The organism is Amycolatopsis sp. VS8301801F10, from assembly GCF_046195355.1.
Classification (GTDB): Bacteria; Actinomycetota; Actinomycetes; order Mycobacteriales; family Pseudonocardiaceae; genus Amycolatopsis.
This window is the reverse complement of record NZ_CP176065.1, coordinates 6,403,328-6,415,626: the sequence shown is the minus strand read 5'-3', so window position 1 is coordinate 6,415,626 and position 12,299 is coordinate 6,403,328. Positions and strand designations below refer to the sequence as shown.

At 70.1% G+C, this 12,299-nt stretch carries 9 protein-coding genes and 1 pseudogene; 6 read left to right on the top strand and 4 right to left on the bottom strand.

Annotation, left to right across the window (positions count from 1 at the left end; genetic code table 11):
• Nucleotide 1 precedes the first annotated feature (1 nt).
• Nucleotides 2-205, bottom strand: a pseudogene (locus tag F9C11_RS30145) (nitroreductase family protein); the annotation flags it as partial.
• 9 nt (nt 206-214) lie between these two features.
• A complete protein-coding gene (locus F9C11_RS30140) occupies nt 215-1,285 on the bottom strand; it encodes a LuxR C-terminal-related transcriptional regulator (RefSeq protein ID WP_409180730.1) in 1,071 nt (356 codons plus the stop codon).
• Nucleotides 1,286-1,485: 200 nt separating this feature from the next.
• Here F9C11_RS30140 and F9C11_RS30135 point away from each other — a divergent pair, with 200 nt between their 5' ends.
• The 6 genes from F9C11_RS30135 to F9C11_RS30110 are packed head-to-tail and all read left to right on the top strand — an operon-like array spanning nt 1,486 to nt 9,360.
• A complete protein-coding gene (locus tag F9C11_RS30135) occupies nt 1,486-2,469 on the top strand; it encodes an ABC transporter permease (RefSeq protein ID WP_409180729.1) in 984 nt (327 codons plus the stop codon).
• Between the two features lie 36 nt (nt 2,470-2,505).
• Nucleotides 2,506-3,582, top strand: a complete 1,077-nt coding sequence (locus F9C11_RS30130) for a sugar ABC transporter substrate-binding protein (protein ID WP_409180728.1) — start codon at nt 2,506-2,508, stop codon at nt 3,580-3,582.
• Between the two features lie 10 nt (nt 3,583-3,592).
• Nucleotides 3,593-5,755, top strand: coding sequence for an ABC transporter permease (locus F9C11_RS30125; protein ID WP_409180727.1), 2,163 nt, complete (start codon nt 3,593-3,595; stop codon nt 5,753-5,755).
• Nucleotides 5,752-6,810, top strand: coding sequence for a hypothetical protein (locus tag F9C11_RS30120; RefSeq protein ID WP_409180726.1), 1,059 nt, complete (start codon nt 5,752-5,754; stop codon nt 6,808-6,810). Before F9C11_RS30125 ends, F9C11_RS30120 begins: the two co-directional genes overlap by 4 nt.
• Entirely contained in the window at nt 6,807-8,294 is a 1,488-nt protein-coding gene (locus tag F9C11_RS30115; RefSeq protein WP_409180725.1) for a sugar ABC transporter ATP-binding protein, read from the top strand. Before F9C11_RS30120 ends, F9C11_RS30115 begins: the two co-directional genes overlap by 4 nt.
• A gap of 16 nt (nt 8,295-8,310) precedes the next feature.
• Nucleotides 8,311-9,360, top strand: a complete 1,050-nt coding sequence (locus F9C11_RS30110) for a zinc-dependent alcohol dehydrogenase family protein (RefSeq protein WP_409180724.1) — start codon at nt 8,311-8,313, stop codon at nt 9,358-9,360.
• 52 nt (nt 9,361-9,412) lie between these two features.
• Here the strand turns inward: F9C11_RS30110 and F9C11_RS30105 are convergent, their stop codons facing one another.
• Both F9C11_RS30105 and F9C11_RS30100 read right to left on the bottom strand, forming a co-directional pair.
• Nucleotides 9,413-10,807 carry an MmgE/PrpD family protein gene (locus F9C11_RS30105; protein ID WP_409180723.1) on the bottom strand — a complete coding sequence of 465 codons (1,395 nt, stop codon included), beginning with the start codon at nt 10,805-10,807 and terminating at the stop codon, nt 9,413-9,415.
• Between the two features lie 12 nt (nt 10,808-10,819).
• Complete coding sequence (locus F9C11_RS30100; RefSeq protein WP_409180722.1) at nt 10,820-12,283, bottom strand: aldehyde dehydrogenase; 1,464 nt, start codon at nt 12,281-12,283, stop codon at nt 10,820-10,822.
• Nucleotides 12,284-12,299 lie beyond the last annotated feature (16 nt).

Below are 12,299 nucleotides of genomic sequence, written 5' to 3'. Positions count from 1 at the left end.
CGAACTTCGCCGGGTGGTCGTGCGCCCACTCGGTCATCGTGGAACGGAAGCGTTCGGTGGCCGCGCCGCTGGGGACGATGACTTGCCAGGGCGGCGTGGTGCACCACGACGCCGTTCGCTGGGAGAGCGTCAGCAGCCGCTCGACGACCGGTTCCGGCACCTGCCGATCCTGGCAGGCGCGGCAGCTCCACCGCGCGGCGAGCAGGTTGGCGGCTCAGTTCCGCAGCCAGTACGCCACCGCCTCCGCCCGGTTCGCCGCGCCGAGCTTGCGCAGGATGTGCGTGATGTGCGTCTTCACGGTCCCCTCGGAGATCGAGAGTTTCCGAGCGATCGCCCGGTTCGCGTCGCCGCGGGCCATCAGGTCGATCACCTCCGCTTCGCGGGCGGACAGCAGCGGATGGCGCGGCGGGCCCGGCTCCGGCGGGGGAGCGATGCGCACGTCGGCGGCCAGCCGGGTCATTCCCTCCCGCAGCGAGGCCAGTCCTTCGAGGACAGACACCCGGGCCAGCGTCTCGCTCACGCCTTCCGCGTAAAGGTTCAGCACTGCGCGGTCGGTGGCGTCGACTTCCCGGCGGGGCGAGTAATAGCTGTCCGCGTGCAGTAGCCCGACGACCTTTCCGTAGGCCCGCAACGGCGCGATGGCGTACGAGGTGCAGCCGGACATCGAAACCAGCTGCCGGTTCACGCGCGGGTTCTCCTGCACGTCGTAGACGAGACCGGCACGGGCCTGCCGCACGACGTCGGATTCGACCAGCGATCCGTCCAGCCGCGGCGGGGCCTCGCGGCCGGCGGCGAGCATTTCCGCGGCCAGCCGGGGGTCCTGTTCGATCACCATTTTCCGCAGTACCCAGGTCGCATCGTCCACTGTGGAAACCAAGACCCGGTCGAACCCGATCGTGCAGGCCTCTTCGTCGGCGCGCGAGAGCACTTCGTCGGCGGTCGACGAGGTGTGCAGGCGGGTCAGCGCCCGGCGGACGCGGCGCATCGTCGCTACCCCGTCGGCGACCTTGGCATCGTCCACCCGGGACTCCAGCTCCCGTACCCGGCTCAACAGGGCGGTCAGCCCCGGCAGCCGGTCTGGTGCCGGAGCCGTGCCCAGCTCGGCCATGGCGGCGTCCCAGACCTGGCCGAGCAGCCGTTTCGCGGACAGCACCTCGGCGCAGCGGCCGACCGGCAGCGCGCGGTCGAGGAGAGTGCACGCGTCCAGCCCCAGTTCGCGGACCTCTTCGGCGAGTTCGGCGCCGAGGCGGACGCTGTCGAGCCGCGGAAAGCCCGTCGCGTTCATGGCAGCTCCCTTGCCGACATTTCGCACATTATATATCCGCACCGGCGCCGGGGCCAGCCGGGCGATCGGCCGAACGGGGTAGCGGAATACGACCGGCGACAGATGCGGAGCCGGGGTGACGGCCGACACACTGGCCGCGCTGTCCCACCCATCGAACCGGGAATCCCATGACTACCGCATCAGTGGCAACGAAGCCGCGCGTGCCGCTACGGACACGCCTCGGCGGCTTCGACCAGACCTACCTGGTCCTCGTCATCACCGTGCTGCTCGCGCTCGCCGCAGGCGCCACGACGACGAATTTCCTCACCGCGGGCAATTTCGGCAGCATCCTGAACCTGTCCGCCGCGTTCGGCATCCTCGCGATCGGCGAGGCGATCGTCATCCTCGGCAAGGGGCTGGACCTTTCGGTGGCGGGGATCGGGCTCGGCTGCGCGCAGGCGACGCTCGCGTTCCTCGGCGAAGGCATGCCGGAATGGCAGGCGATCGCGCTGATGACCGCGCTCGCGCTGGCGATCGGGCTCGTCAACGGCGTCCTCGTCGCCGTCTTCGAGGTGCCTGCCCTGTTCGCGACCCTGGCGACCGGCATGCTGGCGATCGGCGGGATCGACATCCTGTTCCTCAGCCAGAACGTCTACGGCGTGCCGGCCGGGTCGCTCCTGTCGCACCTCAGCGGCGGGTCCGTGCTCGGCGTGCCGCGTCCGGTGCTGATCGCGGCGGGTGCGTTCCTGCTCGCCTGGCTGTTCGCCGCCTTCACCTCGCCCGGCCGGCTGATCCGCGCGATGGGCGACAACTTCGAGACCGCCCGGTCGACCGGCGCGCCGGTGCGGCCGCTGCAGATCCTCACCTACGTGCTGTCCGCGCTGCTCGCCGTGCTGGCCGGTTTCGTGACGGTGTCGATCCAGGGCAGCGTGCAGACGACGGTGACGTCCTTCGACCCGATCCTGTTCACCGCGCTGACCGTGGTGGTGATCGGCGGCGTCTCGCTGTCCGGCGGGCGCGGCACGATTCTGGGCGTCCTCGCCGGGGCGCTGTTCGTGGGCGTGCTCAACAACCTGCTGGTGCTGCACGGACTGAGCACGGCCGTGCAGGACCTGATCCGCGGCGCGGTGCTGGCCGCCGCGATCGCGTTCGACGCGTGGCTGCATCCGCGCAACGAGGAAACCGAGAAATCCGGCGAACTGTGACCGGCGACGACGCCGGGGAACGGAAGTAGGAAGCACATGAAGACCACCAGGAAGCTGTTCGTGCTCGCCGCGTCGGCGGCGCTGGGCGCCGCGGGCCTGTCCGCCTGTTCGGTCGGCGGCGGGTCGTCGGATTCGGCGGCCGCCGCGGCGAACGCGGTGTTCGGCGCGAACGAGCAGCTGATGCCGATGCGGCAGAAGTCGCACGACGCGATGAAGGGCAAGCGGATCGCCTTCGTCCCGATTCTCTACAAGGGCTACAAGCTCACCGAGAACTGGGGCACCACCATGCAGCGCACGTTCGGCAACCTCGGGGCCGAGTTCAAGGTCTACGACTCGAACTTCAGCAGCGACCGGATGATCAGCACGATCAACGACCTCATCGCGCGCAAGGCCGCCGACGTGCTCGTGCTGCAGAACCAGGACCTCGGCCTGCTCGACAACGCGATCGACCGGGCGCAGAAGGCGGGCATCTACACCGTGGTGCTCAACATGCCCTCCACCCGGCTCGGCGACGCGTTCGTCGGCGTCGACGTCTACGGTGCGGCGCAGTCGATCGCCAAGCGCGCGGTCTCGGACTGCAACTCCCGCAACGCCCCCAAGACCATCTCCGTCATCGACGGCCCCGGCAACGACCCGGCCTCGATCCTGTGGGACCAGGGCATCAAGGACGTCGTGGAGAAGGAGGGGTACAAGACCCTTGTCGCGCACTCGCAGTTCCAGAACGCCCAGGCGCAGGCCGCCGCGGAATCGGTGCTGCAGCAGCAACAGGGCAAGGTGTGCGGCTTCCTGGTCACCTTCGACCTGAACTCGATCACCGTCGGGCAAACCGTCAAGGCGGCGGAAGGCCGTGGCCAGGTCGCCCCGGGTTCGGTCGGCGTCTACACGCTCGACGCGGACGCGGACTGGTGCAACGCCCTCAAACAAGGCACGGTGACCGCTTCGGCCGCCTACGACGTCCAGGGCATCGGTGCCGCCGGAGCGGTGGCGGTGCAGAACCTGCTCACCAACGGGGCGAAACCGGGCACCGCGCATTCGGTCGGATACGTGTCGAGCACGGTGGTCGACAAGGCGAACATCGACCAGACCACCATCGCGTGCTACCAGAGCAAGTGAGCGGGGACCGATGACTACATCTCCGCTGCGGCGCGGGCTGGACGCGTTCGGCATGACCGGCGGCCGGCCCTCGGAAAGAATCGCCCGCTACCGCACCGTCTCGGAGCTGTTCGAGAAACGGTGGATGGAAGGCGCGGTGCCGCTGGTCCTGGCGCTCGCGCTGTGCGTTTACGTGCTCGCCACGACCAACGTCGGGGCGGCCAACGCGCCGCTCGTGCTGGACGAGGTGTCCGAGTACGGCCTGCTCGCGATCGGCCTGACCGTCGTGCTCGTCGGCGGCGGCATCGACCTCTCGGTCGGCTCGGTCGTCGGGTTCTGCGGGCTGGGCGCGATGGTCGCCGACCGGGTGTGGCTGTGGCCGACCGCCCTGGTCGTCCCGGCCGCGATCGCCGCCGGCGCGGTGCTCGGGGCGATCAACGGGTTCCTCATCGCGATCCTGCGGATGCGCCCGTTCATCACCACCCTGGTCACGCTGATCGCTTTCGGCGGCGCGGCTTCGGTGCTGCAGAACGCGAACAGCACGCAGATCGGCGTGACGAAACCGTCGCTCGTCTGGGATTTCCTCAGCGAGGGCCGCGTGCTCGGCATCCCGGCCGCGTGGTTCCTCTTCGCGGTGGTGCTGCTCGTGGTCCACCTCGCGCTCACCCGGTCCCGGTGGGGCTGGTGGGTCACCGCGACCGGTTCGGACCGGAGGTCCGCGCGGCGCAACGGCATCCCGGTCACCGCCGTGACGTTCTGGACCTACGTCCTGTCCGGCGCGCTCGCCGGCACCGCCGCGATCCTCACGTCGGCACGGCTGGCCCGGACCGACCCGAACGTCGGCAACAGCTGGGAGATCATCGCGCTGACCGCGGTGGTGCTCGGCGGCGTCAGCATCAAGGGCGGACGCGGTTCGGTGCTCCGCGCGGCCGTCGGCGTCGCGGTGGTGACGATCATCGAGCAGGCGACCGTTTCGGACGGGGCGCAGGGCTCGTACTACACCGTCATCCTCGCCGCGGTGCTGCTCGTGTTCACCGTGCTGGACCTCAAATGGGGCAAGTACCGGCAGCGCGCGGTGGAGAAGCTGAAGATCGACCCGGCGCGGTTGCGGCTCGGTCCGCTGATCGACGTCACGAAGCCGGGCACGGTCTGGTCGCTCAACCGCCGGCTGACCGGCGCGCCTCCGGTCGGGCTCGGCAAGATCCGCGGCGCGGAGGACTGCGCGGTGGACGCCGAGGGCAACGTCTACTGCGGCGACCAGCGCGGCTGGGTGTGGCGGTTCCGCGGCCTGGACGACTCCGAGGGCGAGATCTTCTCGCGCACCGGCGGATTCCCGTGCGGCCACGCGTGGGACGCGCAAGGACGGCTGGTCGTCGCGGTCGGCGGCATGGGCATCTACCGGATCGGCGCCGACGGCGAACCCGAACTGGTCGCGAACAAGGTCAAGCGCAGCCCGCTGTCGCTGATCGACGACTCGGGACTGCGGGCGATCGACGACCTCGACATCGCGCCGGACGGCTCGATCTACGCCTCGGACTTCTCGACCCGCACGAACACCGCCGACTTCCTGCTGGAGCTGGTGGAATTCCGCCCGAACGGCCGGGTGATCCGGGTGACGCCCGACGGCAAGACCGAAGTCGTGGTGTCGAACTACGTGTTCCCGAACGGCATCTGCACCGCGCACGACGGCGAGTCGATCCTGATCGCCAGCACCGGGCTGTGCCGCGTCGACCGGCTCTGGATCGCCGGGCCGAAGAAGGGACAGCTGGAACCGGTGCTGGAAAACCTGCCCGGCTATCCGGACAACATCAACCGGTCCTCCGACGGCAACTACTGGATGCCGTTGTGCGCCATGCGGACCCCGATGTCCGACCTGCTCGGCCGCTACCCGGCGGTGCGGCGGCGGATGACCCGCGAGGCGGCGGTCGACAACTGGGTGGTGCCGCAGCTCAACACCTCCTGCGCGATCAAGTTCAGCGACCGCGGCGAGATCCTCGCCGTGCTGTGGGACGAGACGATGGAGAACTACCCGATGGTGACCGCGGTCAAGGAACGCGACGGGCGCCTGTACCTGTGCGGCGTCAGCAACAACCGGATCGGCAGGCTCGAACTGGACCCGAGCGAGATCGGCGACATCGACCCGGCCGCCGTCCCCGGAACCGCCGTGCGCGAGGCGGCGGAGGCGGTGCGATGAGCCCGGTACTGGACACCGTGAAGGAATGGATCAACCCGAACTGGGGCCGCGCCCGCACGGTGCCCCCGATGGACACCGGGCTGCGGCCGAACCTCCGCCTGGACGCCGCGGCGGAGCTGCTGCCCGCGGGCGAGTTTGAGCCGGACGACGTGGTCGCGACCGCCGCGGGACTGGTGTTCAGCAGCGGCAACGACGTCTGCACAGTGCGTGCGGACGAGGTGACGCGGCTGGCTTCGTTCGGCAGCCCGGTAACGGCGCTGACCGTGCGCGACGAACAGGTCATCGCGGCAGTCGAAGGGCGTGGCCTGGTCGCGGTGTCGCAATCCGGCGAGACCGAGGACTTGTGCACCGACGCGCCGGTCACCACCTGCGTGACGGCGCTCGCGACGGACGGGGCCGCGCTGCTGGCGACCGTTGGTTCGACGAAGGTCGCGGAGTGGCCCCGGGCGCTCGTCACCGGCGACCGGTCCGGGTTGCTCGTGCGAGTCGACGGTGCGCGGGCGGAAGTGGTCGCGGAGCGACTTGCGTGGCCGTCGGGCGTCGGCGTCGCCGGAGACGAGGTGCTGCTGTCGCTGAGCTTGGACCACCGAGTGGAAGCACGGTCTGCCCTGGGCAAGAGCGGCCGGGTGCTGAGCGCGAACCTTCCCGTCTACCCGGGGCGAGTGCACGTCGCCGGGGAGGGCTGGTGGTTCGCCGCGCCTTACGTCCGCAACCGGGTCACCGAACTGCTGCTGGACGAACCCGCGCTGCTGGCCGAGATGACGGAGACGATCAGCCCGGAGGAATGGTTCGTGCCGCGGCTGCGCGCGGGCGACCCGTTCACCGACACGATGCAAATGGGGCAGTTGCGCGTGCTCGGCGTGGTCAAGAGCTGGGCCCCGGCGCGGTCGTGCGGTCTGGTGTTCCGGATGGACTCCACCGGCCGCGTGGCCGAGAGCGCGCATGCCCGGGTCGACAGCCCGCGGCACGGGGTCACCGGCGTGACCGTCCACAACGGACAAGCAGTCGCCGCCGCGCGCGGCGCCCGGAACCTGCTGCGGCTGGAGGACGCATGAGCACGGTGTTGCGGCTGACGAACATCAGCAAGCGCTACAGCGGGACGTACGCGCTCGACGGTGTGGACTTCGACGTGCGGCCGGGAGAAATCCACGCCCTGCTCGGCGAGAACGGCGCGGGCAAGTCCACCATGGTCAAGATCGTCTCCGGGGCCGTCGCGCACGATTCGGGCACCTTGGAGGTAGACGGGACGCCGCGCGCGTTCACGACGCCGCGCGAATCGGTCGAGGCCGGCGTGGCGATGGTCTACCAGGAGGGCTCGCTGGTCGAGTCGATGACCGTCGCGCAGAACCTGTTCATGGGCGACGAGAAGGTGTTCAACAACCTCGGCCACCTGAACGTGGCGGCGCGGGAGCTGCTGGAATCGCACAACTTCCACATCCGGCCGGACGTCCCGGCCGGGGCGCTCGGCGTCGGGCAGAAGCAGATGGTGGAGATCGCCCGCGCGGTGCACCGCAACGCGAAGCTGGTGATCCTGGACGAGCCGACGTCGTCGGTGACCCCGGAGGAGCGGCTTCAGCTGTTCCTGTCCATGCAACAGCTTAAAAAGCGCGGGATCGGCGTCATCTTCATCACGCACATGCTCGACGAGGCGTTCGAACAGGCGGACCGGATCACGGTGCTGCGCGACGGCGTCGTCCAGGGGACGCTGGACAGGCCGGAGTTCAGCCGCGACCGCGTGGTGAAGATGATGGTCGGCCGCACGGTCGAGATGGGGCGGGTGGAGCCGAACCGGGCACCCGAGCCGACGCCGACGCTGCAGGTCGAGGACGTGACGCTGCTGCCGGTGGTGCGGAACATGGCGTTTTCCGCCTACGCCGGGGAAATCGTCGGCATCTACGGTCTGGTCGGCGCGGGGCGCAGCGAGACCGCGATGATCGTCAGCGGGATCCTGAAACGGCGCCGCCTTCGTGGCGGGCGGGTGCGGCTCAACGGCGAGCCGGTGCGATTCCGCACGCCCCGGCAGGCGCGCAAAGCCGGGATCGTGTACATCACCGAGGACCGGAAGGCCTCCGGCTTCTTCAGCCATCTCACGATCGCCGACAACATCTACCTCGGGCACCTGTGCGGTGCGCGGCGGTTGCCGTTCCTCTTCCGGCCCGGTGCGCGCAAATCGGTCGCGAAACGGTTCGTCGAACAATTCCACGTCCGCACGCTGCAGCCGACGAAGGCGACCGTCGAGGAGCTGAGCGGCGGGAACCAGCAGAAGATCGTGCTGGCCAAGGGACTCACCCGGAAACCGCTCGTCGCGATCATCGACGAGCCGACCCGCGGCGTGGACCTCGGCACGATCCCCGAAATCCACGCGATGATCCGGGCGCTCGCCGACGACGGGGTCGCGGTCGTGGTCATCTCCTCGTACCTGCCGGAGATCCAGGCGCTGTCCGACCGCGTGCTCGTAGCGCGCGCGGGCAGCATCGCCGCGGAGTTCTCCCCGGAGGAAGCCGACGAGGAAAGCCTCATGTTCGCCGCGGTGCACTGACAAGGACGGAATTCTCATGCGCGGAGCGATTTTCCAAGGCGACCGGGTCCTGCAGATCCAGACCTTCGCCGATCCCGAACCCGGCCCGGACGAAGTGGTGCTGGAGATGAAAGCCTCCGGGATGTGCGGCAGCGACCTGCACTTCTACCGGGCCCCCGCCGGTCAGGCGCTGGCGGCGTTCGGGATGATCGGCGACGGCGCCGGGTTCATCGGCGGGCACGAGCCGTGCGGCGTCGTCGCGGCGGTCGGGCCTGCGGTCGACTCGCGCGCCGTGCGGGTGGGGGACCGGATGATGGTCCACCACTACGACGGCTGCGGGTTCTGCGATCTGTGCCGGACGGGCTGGCCGCAGATGTGCGAGCGCGGCAACGTGATTTACGGTGCGACCGCGCACGGCGGGCACGCGGACTACCTGAAGGTGCCGGCGCGGACGCTCGTCCCGTTGCCGGACGAGCTGAGTTTCGCCGCCGGCGCCGCGATCTCGTGCGGCACCGGCACCGCGTACGGCGCGCTGACCCGGCTGGAGGTGAACGCCCGCGACAGGCTGGCGGTGTTCGGCCAAGGCCCGGTCGGTCAGGCCGCGGTACAGCTCGCCGCGGCGATGGGCGCGGAGGTCGTCGCGGTGGACATCGCGCCGGAACGCGTCGCGCGGGCGAAGGAGTTCGGTGCGGCGCACGCGATCGACTCCACCGCGGCCGACCCGGTCGAAGCGATCCGGGAGCTGACCGGAGGCAAGGGCGTGACGAAGGCGGTCGACTGTTCCGGTGCTCCGCCCGCACGGGCCGCGGCGGTGAAGTCGGCGGCGAAGTGGGGCGCGGTGGCGTTCGTCGGCGAAGGGTCGACGGTGACGCTCGAGGTCAGCCCGGATCTGATCCGCAAGCAGTTGACGGTGGTCGGCTCCTACACCTTCTCGCCGGCGGGCCAGGCGGAGTGCGCCCGGTTCATCGCCCGGCACGGCGTCGAGGCGGACCGGGTGTTCACCGATCGCTGGCGGCTGGACGATGCGGCCGAGGCTTATGCCGCCTTCGACAAGCAGACGGGCGGCAAGGCGGTCATCGAGTTCTGAAACCGGGAAAGCGCCGACGGGTTCCTCCGGACCCGTCGGCGCTTTCGTCCGCTCAGAGCCGGAGCAGCTTGGCGAATTCGGCGACGGGCTGGTCGAGGTCGCCGTCCTTGATCGCGCGCAGAAGTTCGGCCCGCCGGTCCTCGGGCAGCGCCGAGGAGAGCACGTCGTGGAACTTCGCGTCCAGATCCGCCTGCGACATCGGGTTTTCCGCGGTGCCGACCGGATTGTCCACGAACACGTGCTCGGCGGCGCCGTCCCGATAGGACACGGTCAGGTCCGCGACCCAGCGTCCGGCGTACTGCTCGTCCAGGTCGGGCCGCACCTCGATCTTCACCTTGCGGGCCAGCGCGGCGACGTCGCTGTCCTCGCTCAGGTCCAGCTGCCCGGCCAGGTATGCCTGATGCGTCGAGAACCCGTTGCCGCGGCCGAGCATCGAGAGCGCGAACTGGAAGGGGAGGCTGTACTGCAGGTGCTCGATGATCGTCGGGGCGTAGGCGTGGCGGTTCTGGTTGCCGATGATGACGTCGCCGCCGGTCTGGATGCCCAGCAAGACGGATTCGACCTGGTCCGGATTCCCCGTCAGCTGCCGGGCGCCGTCGACGTACGCGTGGTTGATGCCGCAGCAGCAGTAGGGCTTGAGCCAGATGCGGGAGATTTCGAAGGTGCGGTCGAGTCCGAAATGGACCGCGGCCTCCTCGCCGACGTCCAGCCCGGCGAAGGCGCGGAAGAACCCCTTGCCGCCGGTGAGGAAGGTCGTCGGGCCGGTGATCCCGGCGGCCGCCAGTTCTGCCGCGCGGATGCCGTTCCGGGTGCCGATGCCGGAGTGCACGCGTTTGATCGACCCGCCGCCGGAGGTGTACTCGGTGGTGCCGGACGCGTGGCTGAGCGCGATCGACAGCGCGTGTCCGGTGGTCTCCGCGTCGAAACCGCGCAGTTTGGCGACCACCGCGGCGGCCCCGAAGGCGGACAGCAGGCCGTGCGGGTGGAACCCGCGGATCAGCAGGTCCGGGTTCGCCAGCGTGCCGATCCGGGTGTAGACCTCGTAGCCCGCGACGACGGCGGCGAGCACGTCGCGCAGGTCGGCGCCGAGTTCTTCGCCGACGGCCAGCGCCGCCGAGACCACGCAGCTGCCCGGGTGCGCGGAGCTGGCGCGATGCGCGTCGTCGTATTCGAAGCCGTGCCCGAACGTCGCGTTGACGAACGCCGCGTCGGCCGCGCTCATCGCGTCGCCGCTCGCGACGACATGCGCGGTTCCCGGGGCGTGCGAAGCCCGCGTCACGTCGAGCACGGCTTGGCTCCACGGCAGAGCCGCGCTGCCGACCTGGAGAGCGAGCTGGTCCTGCAGCAGCCTGCGGGCCCCGGCGAGGGCCTCGGCCGGGATCGCGTCGAAGGTCAGGTCGGTCACGAGCCGGGCGGCTGCTTCTTCGACCGGGGAGAAAGTGCTCACTGTGGTTGCCTTTCAGGAGAGGGGCAGGCCGTAGGACTTGAGTTCGACGTAGGCGTCGAAGCCCTCCGGACCCGCCTCGCGGCCGATGCCGCTGTTCTTGAAGCCGCCGATCGGCGCGGTGAAGCCGACCGGGTTGCCGTTGACCTCGACGGTGCCGGTGCGGATCCGCCGGGCGACGGCCAGCGCGTGCTCGGGATCGGCGGAGAACACCGACCCGTTGAGGCCGTAGTCGGAATTGTTGGCGATGGCGACCGCCTCCTCCTCGGTGTCGAAGGTGTGGACGGTCAGGACCGGGCCGAAGATCTCCTCCTGGGCGATCTTCGCGTCCGGGTCGACGTCGGCGAAGACAGCGGGGGAGACGTACCAGCCGCGCTCGAGCCCTTCCGGCCGTCCGCCGCCGATCAGCAGCGACGCGCCGGACGCCTTGCCGTCGGCCAGATAGCCCTCGACACGGGCGCGCTGGGCCGCGCTGGCGAGCGGCCCGATCTCCGTCGCCGGGTCGAACGGGTCGCCGACCGGCATCGACCCGATGAGGTCCACCAGCCGGTCGTGGAGTTCGTCCCGGAGCGAGCGGGCGACGACGATGCGGGTCTTGTTGCTGCAGACCTGTCCGGTGTTGCGCAGCGAGACGGCGCGGACGGCGGCGATCGCGGCGTCGAGATCGGCGTCGCCGAGCAGCACCGCCGCGGACTTCCCGCCGAGTTCGAGCGTGCACCGGCGCAGGTCCTGGCCGCACAGCGCGCCGATCCGGCGTCCGGCCGCGGTGGACCCGGTGAACGACACCTTGTCCACGCCGCGGTGCCGGACCAGGTACTCGCTGACTTCCCGGCCCGCCGGAACGATGTTGACCACCCCGCCGGGCAGCCCGATCTTGTCCAGCAGGTCGCCGAGGAGGTACGCGTCCAGCGGCGTCTCCGGGGACGGTTTGAGCACCACGGTGCACCCGGCCAGCAGCGCGGGGGCCAGTTTGATCATCGTGATCAGCAGCGGCGCGTTCCACGGCACGATCGCGGCGACCACGCCGACCGGCTCGCGCGTGACGAGCGCGTGCCCGGTCGCCGAGCGGCGGGTGTCCTGCCACGGGTAGTCCGGGGCGAGGTCGAGGAACGCGTCGAGGAGCAGCCGGGGGCCGATCGCCTGCATCTTGGTCGACAGCGTGATGGGGCAGCCCATCTCGGCGCTCACGAGCCGGGCGATCTCGGTTTCGTGTTCGGCGAGTGCGGCGCTGAGCTTGCGCAGCGCGGCGATGCGCTCGTCGAGCGGCATCCGGGGCCAAGGACCGTGATCGAACGCGTGCCGCGCGGCGGAGACGGCGGTGTCGATGTCCGCTTCGCCGCCCTCGGCGACCTGGGCGAGAACCTCTTCGGTCGAGGGGGAGACCACGTCGAAAACCCGGCCGGACGCGGGCGCCGCCCACTTGCCGTCGAGGAAGAGCTTGTCGTAGTGGCCTTGCCACAGCGGGGGTTGCGCGGGCATCAGTGCACGCTCCTTG